A 22,686-nucleotide genomic window follows, 5' to 3' on the forward strand; every position below is an offset into this window, starting at 1 on the left:
AGCGCTTACTTCAGCCGTCCGGCTGCGTGGGCGAGCATCGTATAGACCTTGCCGGTGTCCGAGGTCAGATAGGACTGCGTGATCGTCTTGTCGCGATCGCCACGGGAGACATCGGCAAGCAGCTTCTCGAAGTCAGCGATATAGCGATCGACGGCGGTGCGGAATTCCGGCTCGCGATCGTACTTGCGCTTGATCTCGTCGAAGGTCTGCTGGCCCTTGAGCGTATAAAGCCGGCGGGTGAATACATCACGCTCGCCACGCTGATAGCGACGCCACAGATCGACCGATGCGTCATGATCGATCGCGCGGGCGATATCCACGGAAAGCGAATTCAAGGATTCGACGACGTGGCGTGGGTTGCGGCTGTCGGACGTGCGGGCCGGCGCCGGAGCGGGTGTCTCTGCGCGCGGTGCCGGTTGCCGCGCTGGAGCCTCCTCGGCGGCCTCTTCACGCGAGGCTCCGCGCAGGAGGTCGCTGATCCAGCCGCCGGTTGCCGGGGAGGCCGGAGCCGGTGCGGCCACAGGTGCCCGCTGCGGTGTTGTAGTGGCAGGCGCCGGCGGTGTCAGCGAGCCGCGTAGACCGAAGTTTTCGATCGGCGAGGGTGTCACGGCAGGAGTCGGAGCCGGGACCGCCGGAGGAGCCGGTTGGGGTGCCTGCTGGGCAACAGCGGGCTGGGCCGGACGCGGGGCAGGCTGAGGTTGCGGCTGCGGAATGGCACGCGGCGCAGGCTCGGAAATCTCCAGTTGCTGGGTCGAACGACCAACGATGTGGGAGATATCCTGCAGCGCCTTGATCTGCTCGGCCACGGCTCGGCGCATTGCGGCGGCGCTCTCCTTGGCTTCCTCGGGAAGGTCGAATGCACCGCGCTTCAACTCGCTGCGGGTCATATCGAGTTCCTTGCGGATATCGCCGGCGGAGCGGCGAATTTCCTCGGTAGCACCGGAGAAGCGGGCCACAGCCTCGTCGACTGCTTCGCGAAGCGATTCGCGCATCTGCTGGGCCGCACCGTCGGACTGGCGACCGGCTTCGCCAAGCATCCGCTCGACTTCCGAGAGCGATGCCGTCAGGCCACCGCGCAGGCGGTTGGAAAGCTCGCCGGAGCGGCGCTCGGCGTTGCCGAATGCGCCATCGATCGTTGCGTTGGCTTCCTCTCCGGCCTTTTCGAGGGCTGCGCGCATGGTCGCGGCTGCTTCCTCCGCACGCTTTTCGGTTTCAGAGAGAACGCGGCCTATGTCGGAGAACGAAGACTGCACGCTTTCACGCAGCGTCCCGCTGACCTGGTTGGAGCGCTGCTCGGCGCGGTCAAAGGCGGATTCGACCATGCCACCCAGAGAGCGCATCGTCTTTTCGATTTCCTCCGAGCGCTGGACGAGACCAACAGAAAGGTTCTGCAGCGCGGTTTCGCGATCCTCGAGGGTCGAGACGAGATTCGATTGAGCCGCCGCAAGCAGCCCGGATGCCTGGCTGAGGACCTTCGAATGCTCGTCGAAGCGACCGATGATCCCACCGACCTGGGCAAGCGTCTGGCCGGAGATATCGGAGAGACGATCGACCTTGCCCTCGAGCAGACGCGTCGATGCGGACACCATCTCAGCGGCCTTCGATGCGGACTCGGTGAAGCGCGAGGTCGTATCGCCGAGGCGGCCATCGACCGCGGCCAGATTCTCGGTCGCACGGCTCATCATCTGGCCCATGGCGGAACTGTTGTCCGACAGGCGCTCGATCAGCTGGTTGACGTTGGTAAGCAGGCTGCTTTCCATCGCATCGACGGCGGAAGACGCACTCTCGGTGCGTGCGGCAATCGCGTTGATCAAGGCTTCGTTTTCGCTGCGAAGGCGCTCGGTGCTCCGTTCGGTTGCCGCAGTGATGCGAGCGGCGGCGTCCTTGCCAGCCTCAGCGTAACGGTCGATCAGTGGGCGTGCGGTCTCGTCGAGGATGCGCGACAGCTCGGTGGAGCGGCCGGCAAGCATCGAGTTGAGTTCGCGCGTGCGGTCGTCCAGTGTCGTGCGGATGGCGCTGCCGCGTGCATCGAGCGCCTTTTCGACGTCCGTCAACGTCGAGTCGATTTCGCGTGTGCGATCTTCCAGGCTTGAGCGGATCGCGTTCCCACGCGCTTCCAGGGCGCGTTCCACTTCAGCCATAGTCGAGGCGATTCCCTCGCTTGCGTCGGAAATCGTCGTACGGATCCCGGCGCCATGGTTTTCGAAGGTCGCTTGTGCGTCGCCGAGAGCGCGGGAAATGGCACCAACCTGGCCACTGACCAAGGTCTCGGCTTCCGCGACTTTCTTGATGATTGCGTTGCCAGCTTCCGAGAAGGTTTGAGCGACGGCCGCTGCCTGGCCGGCGAGGCGGTTCTGGGCTTCCGAGACCCGACCGACGATCTGTTCGGAGCGTTCCTCGATTGCGCGGCTGAACTCGTTGCTTTTGCCTTCAAGGCTTTCGGCAAACTGCTGCCCCGTGCGGCCGAGGTTTTCGGCGGCGCGGGCGGCTTCGTCATCCATTCCCTGTGTCGTTTCAGCGACCGCGCTGCGCAGCGACGCAGCAAGGCCGGCGGCCTTGCCTTCAATTGTGCGGTTGACCGCATCCAGGCCGACCGTCAGGGCTCGGTCCATGGTCGACAGGCGTTCTTCGATGCGCGCACTGCCACGTTCCATTGCCTCGCCGATGCTTGCCGCGCGGCTGTCTATGCCGGAGGTCAGATTGGCCGTGCGGCTGTCGATTTCCGTCGTGAGGTTGGCGGTGCGGCCATCAAGCGTTTCGGCAAACTTTGCGGCGCTGTCGTTGAGCGCCGCCGCAATCCGGTCGGTTGCTTCTTCGCCAAGCGTTCCGAGGCGGGAGATACCGTCGGACAATGTGTCGGACAGGCGACCGCCAGCAGCATCGACCTGCTCGGCGACACCGCCGACGCCGTCACGAATGCGATTCTCGAGAGCGGCAAGGCCGGCTTCGACACGAGAGCCCGTTTCCGCAAAGCGGCCGGTCATGCCCTCGATGGACTGGTCGAGCTGCGAAGAGAAGGTTTCCGCCGACCGCGAGATCTCGCTAGCGGACTCCTGGAACCGACCGGCAATGTGGCCCGTGCTGTCGCGCAGCCGATCTTCGAGCGCCCGGGCGCTGTTGTCGATCGTCTGGCGAAGCGAGACCTCATGGTCTTCCAGCGACATTTCCAGCATGCCGACACTGGTCGCGATCGATGCGCCAATCGTCGTCGCCTGATCGGAGAGCGTGTCACTGATGCGGCTGTGCGCATCGCTGAGCGCCAGATTGATCGCCTGCTCGCGATCAGCGAGCGTCGAACGAATGCGCTCATGGGCCGATTCCAAGCCCCCTTCAATGCGCGTCGCGGCATTGCCGGTCAGAGCCTCGAAGCGATCGTGGGCGGCGGCAAGGCCTCCTTCGATCCGGGATGCGGCGCTGCCGTGCAGTGTCTCTAGTCGCTGATGCGCATCGCTCAAGCTGTATTCGATGCGGCTGGCGGCGCTGCCGGTGAGTTGCTCGATACGGTCTCCGCCGGTCGAAAGCGTGCCGGCCAGCGTCGCTGCGTGATCGCTCAGCGAACGCTCGAGGCGTTCCTGGCTCTCGGTGTAAGCGCTCCGAATTGCGTCGGACTTGTCCACGAGGGCGCCGGCAACGCGAGATTCTGCGCCAGCCACTGTGTCGAGCAACGCATTGGTGCGCGCTTCCAGCGCGTCGTCAAAGCGGCTCTGGCTTTCGCTGAAGGAGATCGCGAGCGCCATGGCCTTCTCGTCGAGCGTATCGGAAAGACGGTCCTGAACCGTGGCAATCGAATTGGCGATGGTATCGACGCGCCGCCCAAGCGCGTCCTCGATGCGGCTGTGACCCTCGTTCAATGATACGGCGAGCGCCATGACGCGATCATCGAGCGCTTCGGTGATCCGGTCATGACCGCCGGTGAGTGAATGGCTGATCGCGTCAGCATGATGACCGAGCGTGTCTTCGAGACGGGTCTGGCTCTCGTTCAGGGAAATGGCGAGCGCCATTGCCCTATCGTCGAGAGCTTCCGTGAGCTTCTCGTGGCCGCCGGCGATCTGGTTGGAGATCGTTTCGACATGGTGACCGAGCGCGTCGGCAAGGCGGGATTGTCCCTCGTTGAGGGAGATGGCGAGCGCCATCGCCTTGTCATCCAGAACGTCGCTGAGCTTCTCGTGGCTGCCGGTGAGCTGGTTTGCGACCTTCTCGACATGGTGGCTGAGCGTGTCGGCGAGGCGGGACTGCCCCTCGTTCAACGAGATGGCGAGCGACATCGCCTTGTCGTCAAGGACTTCGCTGAGTTTGTCATGGCCGCCTGCGAGCTGGTTTGCGACGGTCTCAATATGGTGACTAAGTGTATCGGCGAGGCGGGATTGGCCCTCATTGAGCGAAATGGCGAGCGTCATCGCCTTTTCATCAAGAGTGTCGGCGAACCGTTCGTGGCCGCTGGCCATCGAAGCCGCGATCGAGTCGGCACGCTTGGCGATCGTATCCTCGAAGCGGTTCTGGCTTTCGTCGAGCGAGATCGCGAGTGTCATCGCCTTGTCGTCGAGCGTTTCGGCAAGGCGCTCATGGCTGCCGGCGACGGCGTTGATGATTGCTTCGGAACGGCTTGCAAGGGTGCTCTCGAATCGTTCCTGGCTGTCGGCGAGGGCTGTCGTCAGCGCGCCACCGCGATTGGCCATGACGCCGTCGATCCGTTCGTGCGCCGAGTCGAGCGCCTGCGTAATATCAGCGGCGCGCCTCGAGATCATCGTGTTCAGATCGTCGGCACGGCCAAACGCCGAAGTGATCTGCTCGGTACCGGCGGATACCGCGGAACTCAGGTCGGAGGTCGTGGACAGCAGCGTGTCGCGGAACTCCGTCGCCCGCGCCGAGAGGTTGTTGTGAAGTTCCGACGTGCCGGATGCCAGCGCCAGCGAGATTTCGGAGGTTGCGTGGCTTAACGCCGACGTCATACCCGTCGTGTGGGTATGGATCGCTTCGGTAACCTCGGAAACCTTGCCTGCCAGCGAGCTTTCCATGACTTCCTGGCTGGTCGCGAGGGCCGTTGCCAGTGCGAAGGACTGGTCGGTCAGCGATGCGCCAAGCCGGTCGATGCTCGAGCTCAGAATGCCGTTCAGGGACTCCGAGCCACCGGTCATAGTCTCGTTGATGCGATTCAGGCTCTCCATGAGCTTCGTATCGAGCGAGCCGGCCCGCTTGTCGAAGGCGTTGGCGAATTCAGCAACGCGTTCATCGAACGAGGTCGACAGCTGCGCGACCGTCGCCTGCAGTCTCTCGTCGAAGAAGCCGGAGCGCAGGTCGAGATCCATGATAGTGTCGTCGACACTGGATTGCAGGCTTTGGCGGAAGCTCGAACCCTTCTCGTCGAGAGCACTGTTCAGCTTGGAGAGGACGTCATCAAGCGTGGTGCTGATCGTGCGTTCGCCGCCCGTCAGGCTCTCATTGATCTCGCGGGTGCGGGCAATCAGGATCTCGTTCAGCTGACGGGCACGGTCGTTCAACGCCGCGTTCAGCTTTTCGGCGTTGCTGTCCATCGTGGACGCACGCGTTTCGAACTGACGAAGGATCTGATCTCCGTGTTCGCTCAGGCTCGACGTGAGAGAGTCCAACCGTGTGTCGAATTCGTTGGTGAGCGCGAAGCCGGAGGAGGTCAGCGTTTGCAGCAGCGAATCCGTCTTAGCCGCGAGCAGCGTGCCCAGCGACTGGATCGCCGACTCCGATTTTTCAGTGATCGCCGCGGCGCGGGTGTCGATCATCGACGCGAAGGCTTCGCCGGAGGTTGCGAGGCGTACCGCGATTTCCTCTGTCGCAAGCGACAGGTCTTCCTTGAGCTGATCGTGGACGCCTGAGATCGACGTACGAATGCGCTCGGCGTGGTTGACGATCGCTTCGCGCTCCGAGCCAAGCTCGTGTACGAGGCCGCGCACGCGCAACTCGTTGTCGGCGTAGCTGCGCTCGAGCGCGTTGACCTCGGAGTGGACGAGGGTTTCCAGTTCGGACGCACGGGCAATGGTGCGCTCGATGCCCTCGTTCATTGCCGAGACTTCGCGGCGAACCGCCTGGCCGACCGTCATGATGCGTTCGGAGGCAACGGTCTCAGGCTCCGAGAGGCGGAGCGCAACTTCGGCCATGGAGCGTGCGGCATTGCGCATGTCCTGGGCGCGGGCCATCATGACCGCGAAGGCATAAAACAACAGCACCGGCACGATAATGCCGATAAAGCCGGCGATGACGCCGGGCAGTCCCAAAAGATCGGCGATCGATCGGATCTGCCAGATCTGCGGCGAATAGAGCAGGGCCATCAGGCCGAGTCCGCCGACGATCCACAAAAGCGACACGAGGGTTGCATTGCGCATAGCCGATCGGCTGGAGCCGTTCTCGAGGGACTTCAGAAGCGAAGCCGGCGATATGCGGTTGGCGTCGTTGGCGGCGAAGGATGGAGCGCGTGACGGCTGTTCGGGCTGGCGAGGCGTGCTAGCAGCGCGGGCGCGCTTGGCATCGGTCTGGTTCTGCTGATTGCGGGCACTTGGTGTTTCGGACAATTTGGCCTCCGGGGCGTCGGTCTTGCCGTTGCGAGACAGCGTATCGTCTTCTCCGAAGTCGATCTGGAGCGCTTCGTCCAATGCCTTGAACGCCTTGTCCTCGATCGACTCGTTGTACTTGTTGTTCGCCATTTACGTTACGCCTCGTTACATCCCAGCCGGTTCAACAACGCATCCGGGCTTCCCGCCGAGCCCGAACAAAACCTTAGCCTCTGAGCCCGCCCGTCCACGCTGCCGAGGACGGATAAGCATATCATTTCAGAGTGGATAGCTGCTTTTTCATACAGACGGTATCAAAACATTACCATTATCCACTTGGCGAGCAAAGGCAGGGACCGGAGAGCTCGCCCAGTAGTATCGTAGTGACACATCCGGGACTGCTAGACAATTAACGCAACCAGTCAAATCCCCCGATATTAAGGTCTTGTTAACACCATTTAACAAACGTGCGCACTTAAAAACCAAAGGGTTAACGAGGTTTAGTCGATGTTAACCATATCCTGAGAAATCCGCCCCGAATGTGCCGGAATTTAACGCGATGCCCACATGGCGCCCGCACGATCATCTAACAGCGGGGCTAGACGACCGGAGAATTGGCACATGGCAGCAGTCAGTATTGCGTTTGCGGCACCCGACAATTGCAAGGGTCCACGCCCATCGCAGGAGCGTCCCGTGGATCTTGTGCATTTGGCAAACCAGACAATGGGCGACAAGAGCCTGGAAATCGAAGTTCTGCAGATGTTTGCGCGGCAGGCGCGCGCTTGCCTGCACGAAATATCTTCCGGCGACATCAAGACGATTGAAGCTGCGGCGCATCGCCTGAAGGGCGCTGCCAGCGCGGTCGGCGCGTTCCGCGTTCATGCGGCCGCTGAGGCGCTCGAGGGCAATTGCGGCGACGCTGCAACGATGGCGGCGGTTGGCATTGCGGTGATTGAGGCCGAGAATTTCATTCTCAAGCTTTGCCGTTAAGCGACGCAAGTCGGCCGCAGAAATCGGCCCGCTGATCCATTTCGGAGCAGCGGGTCTTTTTGTGACCGTCAGCGTGACGCATTTTGACAAGCGCGTCGCTTCCCAATCTGTGATGAAGGGTATCAGCGGTCGATGTTGACTGCCTCGACGATTTGTTGGAAGAAAAAATCCAGACCCTCCCATTGACGACTACCGGAAATCACTATGCCCAAACTGACTATTGTCGCCTTCGACGGCACGCGCTTTGATCTTGATGTCGACCAGGGATCGACCGTTATGGAAAATGCCGTGCGCAATTCGGTGCCGGGCATCGAGGCCGAGTGTGGCGGCGCCTGTGCGTGCGCGACCTGTCACGTCTACGTCGACGACGAGTGGACGGAGCGCGTCGGTCCACCTGAGGCGATGGAAGAAGACATGCTCGATTTCGCGTTTGACGTGCGTCCGACGTCGCGCCTCTCCTGTCAGATCAGAATGAAGGCCGTCCTGGACGGACTCATCGTCCACGTGCCCGAGCGTCAGGCCTGATCGCCACTCCGCACAAAAAAAGCCTCGCTGGCCGTTAGACGAGCGAGGCGAGGTAGGCGCATTACCTACGGACGAGGGAGGATCGTCCGCGGCTTCGCAACGCGCCAGGAGAACCCAGGAGTGAAAGTTCGGGCTTACGAACCTGAACTTTCGAATGTCTGAATATTAGCGCGTTGTAGTTGATTTAGCTAGACCGAGAAATAACCAGTAAATCACTGGGGCGACTGCAGTTTCACACAAGTTTCGTTACGCGGCTAAACTTCTGTGATCGCCTTAAGCTTGAGAATCGGCTATCTTTCGCCGCCGGATGTTTTCATCCGATTGTTCAGAAGTCTTATCATCCGGTTCTGAAAATTGACGGCCTCGATTCGGTCGAATCGGGCCTGCAGCCTGTCGTGTTCGTCGATTCCGCGTGTCGAGACATCGGTGACCAGTTCCTGCATGCGTTCGCAAGTGGACTGTGGTGGAAGGGCGAGGATCTGCCTTTCCATGATGCGCGCCTGGTTTCGAGCAATCTCGGCATGCCGCTCCTCGTGCCGCCTGATGTCGCTCGACAGAGCGTCCCATATCATCGACAACTGCTTGCTCGCACCTCTGCGGTTGGTCCAGCGGGGAAGGATAATCTGTGTGTGGACCGTGACCTTGGCGCTGCCTACCCGGCATCGCCCTCCCGCCTGGACATAGGTGGCGTCGCCGCCAAAGCGAATCTTGGTGGCTCCCGGGTGACGAGCTGACGAACCGCTCGCGGTCGGTCCGTTGCTGCTCAGTTGCTGATCCAGTTGGTCGGCGGTTTTGCCCTTGATGGTGAAGTATGAGTAGCTTCGCGTCGCGATGACGGCAGCGGCAGCTGGACCGCAGGCGGCTATGGCCATGGAAAACCCGAGGAGGAGCGGCATATAACGCGGTACGAAAAGCATTCTGCAGATACTCATGTTGAAGTTTGCCGGAGCTTGGGGCATAGCCACGACCAGCGCAATATCGCTGGCGCTTTTTTCGATCGATAGGATGAATGCCGTTGACACAGCTTAGGAGCAGTTTCTGGCGCGTCGGGCATGGTCGTGAGGTCGAACTGGGCGCGCGTTCCGTGCTCATGGCGATCGTCAATGTGACACCGGATTCCTTTTCCGACGGCGGGCGATATGAGAGCGTCGAAGGGGCTGTCGCACATGCGCTCGAAGCTGCGAACCAGGGAGCTCACATCATCGATATCGGCGGGGAGTCGACACGCCCGGGCGCTGCCGCCGTTACTCCCTCTGAAGAGCAGGCGCGGGTGCTGCCGGTCATCGAGGCGCTGCGTGGTAAGACTGACGCGCTGATTTCGATCGATACGTATCGGGCCGAGACCGCGCGGCTTGCCGTCGGCGCCGGCGCGCACATCATCAACGACGTATTCGGGCTCCAGAAGGAGCCGGAAATCGGGAATATTGCTGCCGATACCGGTGCGGGGCTGTGCCTGATGCACACCGGTCGCGACCGGGACAAGCTTCCGGACGTGATTGCCGACCAGTTTGCTTTCCTGGAGCGCTCGCTCGAAATCGCTACCGCAGCTGGGGTACGTAAGGATCACGTCGTGCTGGATCCCGGCTTCGGCTTTGCGAAGGACACGCAGGAAAACATCGAGCTGATGGCCCGTTTCGGCGAACTGCACCGCTTGGGATTTCCGCTGCTTGCCGGAACCTCGCGCAAACGGTTTGTCGGCGCCGTCACCGGCAGGGAAGCCGCCGATCGAGACGTTGGGACGGCGGCGACGAGCGCGCTGCTGCGTCTGGCGGGAGCCAGCATTTTTCGCGTACACGATGTCGCAATCAACAGGGACGCTCTGGCCATCGCCGATGCTATGCTTGCGGCGCGCTGTAGCTTCGAGCAGGGAACCTTGGCATGAGCACCACCTACACCATCACGCTTCAGAACTGTGCCTTCTTTGCCCGGCATGGCGTTCACGACGAAGAGGAATTTCTCGGTCAGCGTTTCTTCGTGGATGCCGAACTCGACGTTGTCGCCGGCGATGCACTGCAGAGCGATTCGATCAACGATACCGTCAACTATGGGATCGCATTCACGGTGATCGAGGAGATTGTCACCGGCAAGCGTCGGTATCTGATCGAGGCGCTTGCGCTTGATATCGCCAAGGGGCTGTGTTCGACATTTCCGCAGATCAAGCGTGCAAAAATCACGGTCCGCAAGCCCAACGCGCCGGTGCCGGGCGTTCTTGATTTCGTTCAGGTGAGCGTCGAACACTTTGCCTGAGGCTACTTTCGATACCGCCACGCTCGGACTTGGCGGCAATCTCGGCGATCCCGTCCACGCCATGGCCCTCGCGCTGAGGGCACTTGACCAGAGGCGCGACTGTCACGTTGTCGCTGTCTCGCGGCTTTATCGCACCCCGCCGTGGGGAAAGACCGACCAGTCCTATTTTTTCAATGCTTGTGCCGCGGTCAAGACGACGCTTGGTCCCGAGGCGCTTCTCGATGTCTGCCTTGATATCGAGCGGGGCATGAAGCGCGAGCGCATCGAGCGCTGGGGGCCGCGGACGCTGGACATTGATATTCTGACCTACGGCGATGTGGCACAATCGGCGCCGCGGCTGGAGCTTCCGCATCCACGCATGACGGATCGTGGATTCGTGCTTATGCCGCTCGCTGATATTGCCCCGGATCTGCGGGTCAGCGGCGCGACCGTTCGTCAATGGCTGGCAAAGGCAGATGTGCAGGGGATCGAAATAGCTGACCAGACCGGCGAGTGGTGGCATACGGCCTGAAACAACAAAGCGGCGGAAAATCCGTCGCTTTGCAAAGACTTATCCTGACGCTCTATTCGACAGAGCCGACGGTGATTTCGTCGACCTGACGCGTCAACGTAAGGCCGATCACCGGGACCATTTGGCTTTCGACCTTCACCGATACGGTAACGTTCATTGTCTTGTCGTCGCGGACGCGGGCGATCATCGCGCCGTTGAGCTTGGAGCGGTTGAGACCGACAACCACAGTATCCGGCGTCACCGCACCCGAGACGACGTCAAGCCCCTTGCCCTCGGCGCCATCAAGGAACTTGCCCTTGTAGGAATTGCCGGACTGGGTGATCAGCGCCGTCATGGGTTGCTTGAAGACACCGACCCTGCAGCTCCCGTCGAGCTTGATCCCCGTGCCGCCGGCGCTTACCGGTTCGCCAACGAGGTTGCAGGTGAATTTCGTACCCTTGTACTTGCCAGCGACGATCTCGCCGGGACCTCGCCAGGTGCCGGCGATTGACTCGAAGAAGGCCTTATCCCGTGTTGCCGCCGTTGCGGACGGAGCCATGTCGGCGACCGGTGACAACGCCACGGCAGCGAGCCCGAAAAGAAGAAGAAACTTGCGCGAATACATGGATTTTCCCTAGCGACACCATCGCTTAACTGGTTCCAAGTTTTGCCGCAGAATGGTTAATGGTTGGTTTCTTGCGGGCCGAAAAGCGCTGAATTTCAGGGCGTCTCGCAGGTGCCGATCGTCCTGATCGGGACGCTACCCTGTTGAATTCGTAGCAAGTATTTTCCCACGCCGTTCAGCGCCTGGCAAGCGTTAGAAAACTGTCAATTCTCAAGAACTCTTGTCGCGCGACGTCATGGACGGCGTTAGATCGCCGATGAAGTCGCCGATTCCCGGACGCTTCAGCGCGTGGAAGGAAAGCGGACGGCAGAGATCCATCGCGGCGATCCCGATGCGGGCGGTCATAAGCCCGTTGATGACGCCTTCGCCGAGTCGCGCGGACAGTTTCGATGCCAGTCCGTGCCCAAGCACCTGCTGCACCAGACTATCGCCGACGGCGATCGAGCCGGTCACGGCAAGATGCGCCAGCACGTCCCGCATCAGTCGGATCATCCCCAGCGTCCCCGGTCGTCCACCATAGAGCTCCGCCATAGCTCGGACCAGCCGAGCGGCCTCATAAAGCACGTACAGCAGGTCGACGATCGCGCGCGGGCTGACGGCGGTGACGATAGAGACGCGCTTCGATGCGTTGACGATCAACGCGCGTGCCTGCCGATCGAGCGGCGCCAGAAGCTCCCGTTCGGCGAGAGCGATCAGCTGCGGTGCGTCGATAATATCGCCCTCTGCCGCCGTCAGTGTCGCTCTGCCCTTGGCAGTTTCAGGTTTGCTGGAAAGCAGGGTCTCGAGGCGCTTGACCAGTGCGCGTGCCTTCGCCGGCTTCGGCTCAACAATGGCGGCCTCGGCCTCCGTCTTGATTTCCTGCACGGCTGCTAACCGCATCAGGCCGGCTGTTTCACGGATAACGATGGCGATCACCGCCAAGAGGCCAATTCCGAGCGCAGCAAGCGCCGCATAGCCCAGCCAGTCGGCGCGACTGAAGAGATTGCGGATAAGGCTATCGGTCCAGAGGCCGAAAGCGAGCGAGAAAAGAATGCCGAACGCGGCAGCCGCGATTTTCCCAAACGACGCGCCGCGCCTGCGCGTGATTGCGACCGGAATTGGCGCGACATCCTTTTCGGGACTAAGGAATGGGTCATCCTCGTCGGCGGTCAGCACGACATCGTCGGTGAAGCTGCCGGGCCGCCGCGGGCGGTGTTTGGTCTCGATCGCTGGTCGAGCCGGTGTATCCTCTTCATAAGAAAAGGCGGCCGGCGCGCGAGGTGTGGGGCGTTCGGACGGTGGCTTGATCATGCGAGGCGATCTCCGAACAGAAATTGCATGGCACGGTCCAGGCGGATATGCGGAACCGAGAGCGTTATGCCGCCACCCGTTTCCTCAAGGTGGGGCGGACGGAAACGCACTACGCTCACATCGGGCAGGGAAACATCGCTGTCTCCCGATTCGATCCGCTCGAACAGGCTCTCGGGATCCGCGGGCAGGTCGCCGGGAAAGATCGCCGTCTTCTTTTGACCGTCAAAGCGCTCTCCGCCGATGGTTTCGCCCTCGATTGGTGTTCCAACGATGACCGGGAGGTCATGGCCGTCGCGTTTCACAGTGGCTTCGCGAGTGGCGCGGACCGATGCGAGCGCCATGACATCAATGCCCGCGCCGGCCATGCCAATCCGATGCACCGCGCGATCGACCAGGCGGCGGGTGAGGGCGTCAAGCCGATCATGGCTTTCGTGGTGCAGATGGTCGGCCTTCGTCGCCGCGACGAGAACGCGGTCGATCCGGCGGCCGAGCAATGAGGATAACCAGGAATTCGTGCCTGGGCGGAAGCAAGCCAGAACGTCCGTCAGGGCTCGTTCGAGGTCCTGTACCGCCTCCGGGCCACGGTTGATGGCCTGCAAGGCATCGACGAGCACGATCTGTCTATCGAGGCGGGCGAAGTGCTCGCGAAAAAAGGGCTTCACGACGACGGACTTATAGGCCTCATAGCGTCGCTCCATCATTGCCCAAATGGACCCCTTTTGGGGCTTAGCTTCCGGCGGAAGTGCGAGCGGTGCAAAGGTTAGGGCCGGCGAGCCATCGAGATCTCCCGGCAGCAGGAAGCGGCCCGGCGGAAGCGTCGAGAGCGAGCGTTCGTCGGCTTTGCAGGCCTTGAGATAATCAGAAAAGGCGGTGGCGAGGTCGCGCGCGCGCATCTCGTCGGCCGAAGCAGTGACGTCGGTGGCGTGAGTGAGCGCCAACCAAGCTTGCGAAAGCTCTGCGCGAATGCCGGCTTCCGCCAAGCCGATCGTCTCTTCGCTGAATGTCCGGTAGTCCTTTGCGAGCAGCGGCAGATCGAGGAGCCATTCGCCGGGATAGTCGACGATATCGATTGATAGTCTGCCTGGCGAGAACAGCCGGTTCCAGCCGCTTGCGCTCTGATAGTCCAACGTGATGCGCAGTTCGGAGATCGCCCGCGTCGAGTCCGGCCATACGCGATCCTTGACGAGGGAGCGAATGTGATCCTCGTACTGGAAGCGCGGCACTGCATCGTCCGGTTGCTGCTCAAGCCGCACCGCCGAAACACGACCGGACTGGACGGGTTCGAAGAGTGGCAGACGACCGCCGTGCAGAAGGTTGTGGACCAGAGATGAGATGAAGACCGTCTTGCCGGAACGCGACAAGCCGGTCACGCCGAGGCGCACGGTGGGATTGATCAGGCCCGACGCCCGGTCGGCAAAATTGTCCAGGGCAATGCGCGCGTCGTCGGAAAAGGAGGTCAGGCTGGGCGGCAAGGCGGAATTCCGGTGGATCGTGACAAGCCATATAGGGACCGCAGGTCGACGCGAAAAGACGTTCCGCGAAAAGACCTTAGTCGATCACAAAATCAACGAGACGCCAGCCTGGCAACCCGCCGTCATAGTCCAGAACCGCAAGGCCGGCCGTCGGAAAGCCGGTCGGCAGCGCCTGACAGAGCGCCTCGTGCCCAATCAACGCTTCGAGCGTCTGTTCCATCGTTGGGTTATGGCCGACAAGCATTACTGAATTGATGGTTTCTTGTGCGTCGATGATCTCAAGGTAGACCTCCGGCGAGGCATTGTAGAGGGCGTCGACAAACCGGAGGTCAAGCGTAGAGCCCATGGCCCGATGCACGGCATCAGCAGTGTCCCGGCAACGCGCAGCTGTGGAGCTCAGAAGCAGATCCGGCCTGTAGCCTTTGTCGGCAGCCTTGTCGGCGACGATCTCAGCGTCCGCATAGCCCTTGTCGTTCAGCGGGCGGTCGAAATCACGTTGTCCAGGTGCGGCCCAGGCAGCTTCGGCGTGCCGCAGCAGATAAATCCGGGAGGGCGGAGGCGTGATTGCAGCCATAGGAAAATCCACGTCGAAGGGACTTTTTCAGTAGCGGGTGAGCGGCCCGCGCGTCAACCGTGCCGGCAGGAGTCGCCGCTAAATCCAGGGTAGGAAAGTGTGGGGTTACCGGGAGCGAAACACGTGCTCGTCGGAATAGTGGTGAGAAAATAGTCTGTTAGCGTAAAAATATGACAGATTTAAAAAACTGTTTACCTAGCGTATTTGGCTTGAATCAACCGCAGTGCTCGCGATATACACCCGCCAGATGAGATGTTCTTCAGGAGAATCGCGTTGAGTGAGAAGATCGATCTTAGCAACTACGTACCCTCGGAAGAGGAAGAGTTCATGAACGGTAATCAGCGGGCTTATTTCAGAGCCAAGCTGGTGGCCTGGAAGAATGATATTCTCAGAGAGGCGCGCGAAACCCTCGACCACCTGGCAGAGGAAAGCGCAAACCATCCGGACCTTGCTGACAGGGCATCGTCTGAAACCGACCGGGCCATCGAACTTCGAGCCCGCGACCGCCAGAGAAAGCTGATTTCCAAGATCGACGCAGCACTGCAACGTATCGAAGACGGCACCTACGGCTATTGCGAGGAAACCGGCGAACCAATCGGCCTCAAGCGGCTTGACGCTCGACCGATTGCAACGCTCTCGATCGAAGCCCAGGAACGGCACGAGCGCCGGGAAAAGGTCTACCGGGACGAATAATCCCGAAATGCCGACAAGAAAAAGGGCACCACGGTTTCCGCGGTGCCCTTTTTTACTTGTGCGTCGATCGACTATTTGTCGCGATTGACGCTCATTTCACCGAAGATGCGTGCGACTTCGTTTTGAAGAGCAGCATCCGCACCGGTAATCGGGGCCATTTCAGGATCGCGGCGAGGTTGGTTGCCGGGTGCTGGACTTGGCCGCGGTGCAGGTGCCTGCGGTGCCGGTACGATGCGCTCGGCGGCAAGCGTGCTGGTCATTTCCTCCTCGAGAATGCGCTGAAAGTCGCTCGGCTGTACTGCTGGCGCCAGTGTTCCCACTTCAACGAACGCCGACGAGGGCTGCACGGGCGCAGGAGCGCTTCGGATGGGCGATGGGGTGATCTGCGGCTCGATGCGCTGTTGCGGCAGCACACGCTGGCGGGCCGAATCAAGGATATCAGCGGCGGCTGAAGCTTCGATCGGGGCAGGCGCCGGTCGTGGTTCCGGGCGTGGTTCGAACGAGGGTGCCTGACGTGGTTCGAACGACGGTGCTGGACGCGGGGCGCGCTCACGTTCGGCAGCAACTGGCGGCGGCGACGCGGACGAGGGGGCGCTCATCGGTTCAGGGCGCGCTTCAATCGGCGCACGCTCGACGGCGGGAGGTTCGGTCGGCGTGTGGCTAAGGACCGGCCGTGCATTCTGGACTTCGGCAGGCGCAATACGAGCGGGCGCTAGCGGTTCCGGTGCCATCTCGATCTGCGGGGGCGCTGGCGGTGCTGGAGCAGGAACGAGTGCAGATTGATTCGCTATCTCGGCCGATAGCGCCTTGTCTGCAGCCTCGCCAATGCGGCTCTCGATCACGATATCGGTCGGACCGCCGATCATGATCAAATGCTCGACGTCGTCACGGCGAACGAGGACGAGGCGCCTCCGCGCATCGACGGCGGCGGCATCGAGAACCTGCAGCCGTGGTTGGCGATTGCGACCACCACGGACGAAGGGCGAAGGCGCGCGGCTACGGACGATCAAGAGTACGACAATCAGCAGCAACAGAGCTAGGCCGACGCCGCCAGCGGCAAGAAGGAAGCGGCTTCCGTAAGCTCCCATGAGATCATCGAACATCTTGGTTTACTCCCTTCGCGGTTTTGCACCACATCGCGATATTACCACTTCGTAGACAAGTCGCGACGGCCTTGTCCAGTCATCCCAACCCGAAGTGGAATTCGAACATGTTTTCTTAACAACGCATTTTAATGGCGAAATTGGCGCTCTTCGCTGTGAATTCAATCAGTCTTCATGGAGACCAGTGTTTTTGCGGAGACCGCAAATTGGTAAGAAGAAAAGGCGCCTGATTCCTGCTTTGTCTCCCTGTTACGACCGAAGCCCGGCAGGCCATGCGAGGGAATAGATGACGAAACCGCGTCAGGCCGAAGACTTTAACGAACCGCTCTTGGACCGCGGGGGGCGCACGGGCACGGCTTTGCGGATCATTCTGCTTGCGCTTGTCTTGATTGGCGCAGCCGCCGGGTTCGTTGTCTTCAAACGCTCACTAGACAACGAGATGGTGCTCGGTGTTCTCGGCGTGCTGGCCATGGTCGGGATCTTCTTCCTCGTGTCCTCGGTGATCGGTTTCATCGAGGTCATGCCGCAGCGGCAGTCGGACAGCCTGGCGCGGGCCTTTTTGAACAGCCACCCCGACGGGTCGCTGATTACCGACGAGAAGGGCCGCATCGTCTATGCGAACGCGGCCTATGGTCAATTGACCGGCGCGCGCAAGTCGACGGAGGTTCAGACGCTTGAAGCGCTGCTGTCGCGACATCGGGAATCGAACGAGGCGCTTTATCGCCTCTCCAACGGACTGCGTGAGGGCCGCGAGGGCAGCGAGGAATTCCGCCTTTTGCGGTCGCTCGGCCCTGCCACAAGTGGCGCGGGAGCGCATTGGTACCGTCTGAAAGCGCGGAGCCTGCGGAGCGAGGAGATAGGACGCAAACCGCTTCATATCTGGCAGATCAGCGACATTACATCAGAGCGCGACGATCAGGAGCGGTTCTTCAAGGAATTGCAGAATGCCATCGACTATCTCGACCATGCGCCGGCTGGGTTCTTTTCGGCAGGGCGCAAGGGCGAGATTTTCTACCTCAACGCGACGCTTGCCGAGTGGCTCGGCATCGATCTCACGAAATTCGTGCCCGGTTCGGTAACGATTGGCGACTTTGTTGCGGGCGAGGGGCTTGCGCTGATCCAGTCGGTGCAGGCGGATCCCGGCCTGAAGAAGACGGTGACGCTCGATCTCGACCTAAAGAAGATGAACGGTCAGAGCCTGCCTGCACAGATCGTTCACAGCGTCACGTCGATGCGTGACGGCGCGCCCGGAGAAAGCCGGACGATTGTGCTGACCCGCCAGAAGAGCGGAGAAAGCGACCAATCCGCCTCGGCCGCGGCGATGCGGTTTACGCGTTTCTTCAACAACACGCCGATGGCGATCGCCTCGGTGGACGGCGAAGGCCGCATCCTGCGCACCAACGCGCCCTTCCTGAAGCTGTTTTCCGGAATCGTCTCGCGCAATGACGTTGAGAACGGTGCCTTGCTTGAGGTCATTGTGCAGGACAGCGACAAGGCAAGGCTGCAAGACGCGCTTGCGGCGGCCAAGGACCGGCAGGGCGATATCCCGCCGATCGATTCGCGCACGCCGACGGATGAAGCCCGCCACTTCCGCTTCTACGTCAATGCGGTGATCGACCAGAGCGACGAGGCGCCGGAGGAGGCCGCGATCGTCTATGCCGTCGAGGTGACCGAGCAGAAGGCGCTCGAGGCGCAGATGGCCCAGACGCAGAAGATGAATGCGGTTGGCACGCTGGCAGGTGGGATCGCGCACGACTTCAACAACGTTCTGACGGCGATCCTGCTGTCCTCAGACCATCTGCTGCTGCAGGCACGGCCTGCCGATCCAGGCTTTGCGGACCTGATGGAAATCAAGCGCAACGCCAATCGTGCCGCCGTGCTCGTGCGGCAACTGCTGGCGTTCTCGCGCAAGCAGACGATGCGACCGACCGTGCTCAATCTGACCGATGTGGTGGGCGACCTCAGGATGCTTGTCGATCGCCTGCTGTCGGGTACGAATGTGAAGCTCGACGTTGAGTATGGTCGTGATCTCTGGCCAGTGAAGACGGACCTTTCGCAATTCGAGCAGGTGCTGATCAACCTCTGCGTCAACGCGCGCGATGCCATGCCGCAAGGCGGCAAGCTGACGCTTCGCACGAAGAACGTGACGGCGGAAGAGGTGGCCGCGTTCAACTATTCCTACATGCCGCATGAGGACATGGTCCTTGTCGAGGTCTCGGACAACGGGACGGGCATCGCGCCTGAGATCATGGACAAGATTTTCGAGCCCTTCTTCACGACGAAGGAAGTGGGCAAGGGAACGGGGCTTGGCCTCGCGATGGTTTATGGCATCGTCAAGCAATCGGGCGGGTTCATCCAGCCCGAGTCCGAAGTTGGCAAGGGGACCACGTTCCGGGTGTTCCTGCCGCGCCATATCGTAGAGCCGGCGGTTGCAGCAGAGGTGGACGCCGTGACGCCAGCGGCTGGTACACCGATCGAAGCCGTGCCGGCAGCTGTGGAGCAACCTGAGGATTTGACCGGATCCGCTGTCATCTTGTTGGTCGAGGATGAGGAAGCGGTACGTCGGGGTGGCAAGCGCATGCTCGAGACCCGCGGCTATACGGTTTACGAGGCGGGATCCGGCGTCGAGGCGCTGGATATCATGGACGAACTCGAAGGTAAGGTTGACATCGTCGTTTCGGATGTCGTGATGCCAGAGATGGATGGTCCATCGCTACTGCGCGAACTGCGCAAGAATTATCCGGACCTGAAGTTCATTTTCGTTTCGGGTTATGCCGAGGATGCGTTTGCGCGCAACCTGCCGCCGGATTCGAAGTTCGGCTTCCTGCCGAAGCCTTTCTCCCTCAAGCAGCTTGCCGTCGTCGTCAAGGAGACGCTTGACAGCTAAAGGGGCGCCAAAGCGCCCCTCCTTCAACCAATCAGCCGGCTAGTGCGACGGCAATTTCTGCCGCCAGTCGCGCATTGTTTTCCACCAGCGCGATGTTGGTCTTCAGACTCTGGCCATCGGTCAGATCGAAGATCGTGCTGAGCAGGTAAGGCGTCACTTCCTTGCCGCTGATTTCGTCGCGCTCGGCGCTGTCGAGCGCGCGCTCGATGTAGATTTCCATTTCCTCCCGCGGGATCTCGTCTGCCTCCGGCACCGGGTTGGCAATCAGCATGCCACCGTCAATTCCGAGCTGCTCGCGCACCGCCTGGAAATTGGCGATGGCTGCCGGGCTGTTGAGCGTCAGCGGACTGCGCAATCCAGAAGCACGCGACCAGAAGGCCGGGAATTCCTCGCTTTCATAGGTGACGACAGGCACGCCAGCGGTTTCGAGCACTTCCAGAGTTTTCGGAATGTCGAGGATTGCCTTGGCGCCGGCGCAAACGACGATGACGCCGGTGCGGCCGAGTTCTTCGAGGTCAGCGGAGATGTCGAAGCTTTCTTCCGCCCCGCGGTGGACGCCGCCAATCCCTCCTGTGGCGAAAACCTTGATGCCAGCGCGTTCCGCGGCGATCATCGTGGCTGCAACAGTCGTCGCACCGTGACGGCGCTCGGCAATCGCGAAGGCAAGATCGGCGCGCGAAACCTTGAGGACGTCCTTCGCCTGCGCCAGTTGCTCCAACTGATCGGACTCAAGGCCGATATGCAGCGTGCCGTGGATGACTGCGATGGTAGCCGGAACCGCACCCTGTTCGCGTATGAGCGCCTCGACGCTGCGGGCCATCTCGATATTGCCAGGGTAGGGCATGCCATGGGTGATGATGGTCGATTCGAGAGCCACGATCGGCGCGCCGCGCTGCTTGGCGCTTGCGACTTCCTTGGAGTAGGCGATCGGCAGGAGGGGGGAGATCGGTTTCGTCATTGTCTCTTCCATTTCGTCTGTATTGGCTTCAATGCAAAATTCTCGCCGACGGAACAAGGGCAAGTGTCTCCCTCACCAAATCCGGAGAAAGATTTTCATTGACCGCATGTGGGGATTGCACCGTCAGGGCTGCCGCGGCCGCACCCTCGCGCACGGCATCGGCCAAGGGCATTCCGCGCATAAGCCCTGATATGACGCCTGCTGCAAGCGAGTCGCCGGCGCCGGTGACATCGGCGACGCCCTCGAGATTTACGGGCTGCAGGGCAACAACGCGGCGGCCTGCAAACGCGATCAGCTCGCGTTGGCCGCGCGTGACGACGCCGCCGCGCAGACCGATGTCACTCAGCAGTGACGGCCAGTGGGCCGGGTCGTTTGGCCGTTCGCCGGTGAGCGCGGCGGCCTCGGCTTCATTGAGGAATAGATAGTCGATTCCGTGGATGCATGGTTTCAGCTTAACGGCCTTCGCCGGCGAGATCGCGATCGCGCCAACCGGCTTGCTAAGAGCCTTGGCGCGCTCGACGATCGATGCCAGCGTTTCTGCCGGCAGGTTGGCATCAAAGAGGATGAAATCAGTCGCGGCAAAGGTCTCGCGGACAGCGCGGATCGACAACCGGCGCGGCACGAACATGCGATAGAGATCCATATCGGCAAGCGCAATCACCAGGTTTCCGTCGTTCTCGATGATTGCAGTGTAGCTCGGCGTCTTCCGGTCGAGAAAAACAAAGGGGCGGTCGTGAACGCCCGCAAAATCGGCTGCCTCGCTCACCATCTCACCGATCGGATCGCCGCCGCGGGGCGAAATCATGGTCACCTCGAACCCCAATCGCGCCAGATTGCGTGCGGCATTGAAGCCGCCGCCGCCCGGCTCCTCGAACCATGAGCCCGGATTGCTGGCACCGGCCACGGTGTCGCCGGAAATGCGTCCGCGCCTGTCGATATGAGCTCCGCCAAGGACCAGAATCTTCTGTTTCATCTCATCGTCCCGCAAGGTCGGAAGATGCGAATCGTCCCGCTGCCGCTACCCGGCTGGCCGGCAGCGCCCTATCTCTAAGCTGTTGCTTTCCATCACTAAAACAAATGCAGAACACAGGCCGTTTTACCTTTTTCTTTCAGTCATTTGAAGGCGGCTTGCACAATGAGAACAAATGCGGTACAAAATCCGCATTGGCGGCGACATTGCTTGAGCGGCTTCAATAACCTAAAGGTGGATCGAATGTCACAGAATACATTGCGGCTTGTAGAGGACAAATCGGTGGACAAAAGCAAGGCACTTGAAGCGGCACTCTCACAGATCGAGCGGTCGTTCGGCAAGGGCTCAATCATGAAGCTCGGCTCGAACGAGAATGTCGTCGAGATCGAAACGGTTTCGACGGGTTCTCTCGGGTTGGATATCGCGCTCGGCATCGGCGGCCTTCCGAAGGGTCGTATCATTGAAATTTACGGACCCGAGAGTTCGGGTAAGACGACGCTGGCGCTGCAGACGATTGCGGAATCGCAGAAGAAGGGCGGCATCTGCGCCTTTGTCGATGCAGAGCACGCTCTTGATCCGGTCTACGCCCGCAAGCTCGGCGTCGATCTGCAGAACCTCCTTATTTCGCAGCCGGATACGGGCGAACAGGCGCTCGAGATCACCGACACTCTGGTCCGCTCTGGTGCCGTCGACGTTCTCGTCGTCGACTCCGTCGCCGCGCTGACGCCGCGGGCGGAAATCGAAGGCGAGATGGGCGATAATCTGCCGGGCCTCCAGGCTCGTCTGATGAGCCAGGCACTGCGCAAGCTGACGGCTTCGATCTCGAAGTCGAACACCATGGTTATCTTTATCAACCAGATCCGCATGAAGATCGGCGTCATGTTCGGCTCGCCGGAAACGACGACTGGCGGTAACGCGCTGAAGTTCTATGCGTCCGTTCGCCTCGACATCCGCCGCATTGGCGCGGTCAAGGAGCGCGAAGAGGTGATTGGCAACCAGACCCGCGTCAAGGTCGTCAAGAACAAGATGGCGCCTCCCTTCAAGCAGGTCGAATTCGACATCATGTATGGTGAGGGTGTTTCGAAGACCGGCGAGCTCGTAGACCTCGGTGTCAAGGCGGGTATCGTCGAGAAGTCGGGCGCCTGGTTCTCCTACAATAGTCAGCGTCTCGGCCAGGGCCGCGAAAATGCGAAGCTCTTCCTGCGCGACAATCCGGATCTCCTGCGCGAGATCGAGACCGCGCTTCGTCAGAATGCCGGTTTGATTGCCGACCGCTTCCTGCAGAATGGTGGGCCTGATGCAAATGACGGTGACGAGGCTGCAGACGGCTAATTCTGCTTGACG

Annotated in this window: 17 protein-coding genes; 8 read left to right on the plus strand and 9 right to left on the minus strand. The window is 61.1% G+C overall.

The annotated features are described in order from the left end of the window. Nucleotides 1–5: 5 nt before the first annotated feature. The gene (locus FHX16_RS12025; RefSeq protein WP_183862663.1) at nucleotides 6–6,671 is read right to left on the minus strand and encodes a hypothetical protein; all 6,666 of its coding nucleotides are present in this window, start codon (nucleotides 6,669–6,671) and stop codon (nucleotides 6–8) included. A gap of 468 nt (nucleotides 6,672–7,139) precedes the next feature. On the opposite strand from FHX16_RS12025, the gene FHX16_RS12030 reads away from it, so the two are divergent. Then, nucleotides 7,140–7,508, plus strand: coding sequence for an Hpt domain-containing protein (locus tag FHX16_RS12030; RefSeq protein WP_183757484.1), 369 nt, complete (start codon nucleotides 7,140–7,142; stop codon nucleotides 7,506–7,508). 204 nt (nucleotides 7,509–7,712) lie between these two features. Then, nucleotides 7,713–8,033, plus strand: coding sequence for a 2Fe-2S iron-sulfur cluster-binding protein (locus FHX16_RS12035; protein ID WP_027511814.1), 321 nt, complete (start codon nucleotides 7,713–7,715; stop codon nucleotides 8,031–8,033). A gap of 290 nt (nucleotides 8,034–8,323) precedes the next feature. Here FHX16_RS12035 and FHX16_RS12040 read toward each other — a convergent pair whose 3' ends face one another. Beyond that, nucleotides 8,324–8,950 carry a DUF922 domain-containing Zn-dependent protease gene (locus tag FHX16_RS12040; RefSeq protein ID WP_183863016.1) on the minus strand — a complete coding sequence of 209 codons (627 nt, stop codon included), beginning with the start codon at nucleotides 8,948–8,950 and terminating at the stop codon, nucleotides 8,324–8,326. 98 nt (nucleotides 8,951–9,048) lie between these two features. Between FHX16_RS12040 and folP the strand changes: the two genes are divergently transcribed. From folP to folK, 3 genes are read left to right on the plus strand one after another with little or no spacing between them, the layout of a single operon-like run. After that, nucleotides 9,049–9,915 carry a dihydropteroate synthase gene (gene folP / locus FHX16_RS12045; RefSeq protein WP_183862661.1) on the plus strand — a complete coding sequence of 289 codons (867 nt, stop codon included), beginning with the start codon at nucleotides 9,049–9,051 and terminating at the stop codon, nucleotides 9,913–9,915. Next, entirely contained in the window at nucleotides 9,912–10,280 is a 369-nt protein-coding gene (gene folB / locus FHX16_RS12050; protein WP_183757482.1) for a dihydroneopterin aldolase, read from the plus strand. The genes folP and folB overlap by 4 nt, the downstream gene beginning before the upstream one ends. Beyond that, nucleotides 10,273–10,791, plus strand: a complete 519-nt coding sequence (folK, locus tag FHX16_RS12055; protein WP_183862658.1) for a 2-amino-4-hydroxy-6-hydroxymethyldihydropteridine diphosphokinase — start codon at nucleotides 10,273–10,275, stop codon at nucleotides 10,789–10,791. The genes folB and folK overlap by 8 nt, the downstream gene beginning before the upstream one ends. 52 nt (nucleotides 10,792–10,843) lie before the next feature. Here the strand turns inward: folK and FHX16_RS12060 are convergent, their stop codons facing one another. From FHX16_RS12060 to FHX16_RS12075, 4 genes are all read right to left on the minus strand, one after another. After that, on the minus strand, nucleotides 10,844–11,395 hold the full coding sequence (locus tag FHX16_RS12060) for a hypothetical protein (protein WP_183757480.1): 552 nt from the start codon (nucleotides 11,393–11,395) through the stop codon (nucleotides 10,844–10,846). A gap of 210 nt (nucleotides 11,396–11,605) precedes the next feature. Then, entirely contained in the window at nucleotides 11,606–12,685 is a 1,080-nt protein-coding gene (locus FHX16_RS12065) for a YcjF family protein (RefSeq protein WP_183862656.1), read from the minus strand. Next, nucleotides 12,682–14,157 (minus strand): YcjX family protein, encoded by a 1,476-nt coding sequence (locus FHX16_RS12070; RefSeq protein ID WP_183862654.1) that lies wholly within the window; start codon nucleotides 14,155–14,157, stop codon nucleotides 12,682–12,684. Before FHX16_RS12070 ends, FHX16_RS12065 begins: the two co-directional genes overlap by 4 nt. A gap of 76 nt (nucleotides 14,158–14,233) precedes the next feature. Continuing rightward, nucleotides 14,234–14,731, minus strand: coding sequence for a histidine phosphatase family protein (locus FHX16_RS12075; RefSeq protein WP_183862652.1), 498 nt, complete (start codon nucleotides 14,729–14,731; stop codon nucleotides 14,234–14,236). 273 nt (nucleotides 14,732–15,004) lie between these two features. Here FHX16_RS12075 and dksA point away from each other — a divergent pair, with 273 nt between their 5' ends. Beyond that, on the plus strand, nucleotides 15,005–15,424 hold the full coding sequence (gene dksA / locus FHX16_RS12080) for an RNA polymerase-binding protein DksA (RefSeq protein ID WP_007532954.1): 420 nt from the start codon (nucleotides 15,005–15,007) through the stop codon (nucleotides 15,422–15,424). Nucleotides 15,425–15,495: 71 nt separating this feature from the next. Here the strand turns inward: dksA and FHX16_RS12085 are convergent, their stop codons facing one another. Continuing rightward, a complete protein-coding gene (locus tag FHX16_RS12085) occupies nucleotides 15,496–16,527 on the minus strand; it encodes a flagellar biosynthetic protein FliO (protein WP_183862650.1) in 1,032 nt (343 codons plus the stop codon). Between the two features lie 286 nt (nucleotides 16,528–16,813). On the opposite strand from FHX16_RS12085, the gene cckA reads away from it, so the two are divergent. Next, nucleotides 16,814–19,414, plus strand: coding sequence for a cell cycle histidine kinase CckA (gene cckA / locus FHX16_RS12090; protein WP_183862648.1), 2,601 nt, complete (start codon nucleotides 16,814–16,816; stop codon nucleotides 19,412–19,414). A 31-nt stretch (nucleotides 19,415–19,445) separates the two neighbouring features. Here the strand turns inward: cckA and FHX16_RS12095 are convergent, their stop codons facing one another. Together FHX16_RS12095 and FHX16_RS12100 are read right to left on the minus strand one after the other, a co-directional pair. After that, complete coding sequence (locus FHX16_RS12095) at nucleotides 19,446–20,372, minus strand: pseudouridine-5'-phosphate glycosidase (RefSeq protein WP_114712814.1); 927 nt, start codon at nucleotides 20,370–20,372, stop codon at nucleotides 19,446–19,448. A 28-nt stretch (nucleotides 20,373–20,400) separates the two neighbouring features. After that, nucleotides 20,401–21,345 (minus strand): carbohydrate kinase family protein, encoded by a 945-nt coding sequence (locus FHX16_RS12100; RefSeq protein WP_183862646.1) that lies wholly within the window; start codon nucleotides 21,343–21,345, stop codon nucleotides 20,401–20,403. A 240-nt stretch (nucleotides 21,346–21,585) separates the two neighbouring features. Between FHX16_RS12100 and recA the strand changes: the two genes are divergently transcribed. Next, on the plus strand, nucleotides 21,586–22,674 hold the full coding sequence (gene recA, locus FHX16_RS12105) for a recombinase RecA (protein WP_016554154.1): 1,089 nt from the start codon (nucleotides 21,586–21,588) through the stop codon (nucleotides 22,672–22,674). Nucleotides 22,675–22,686: the final 12 nt, after the last annotated feature.

The organism is Rhizobium sp. BK661, assembly GCF_024808825.1.
Taxonomy (GTDB): Bacteria; Pseudomonadota; Alphaproteobacteria; order Rhizobiales; family Rhizobiaceae; genus Rhizobium.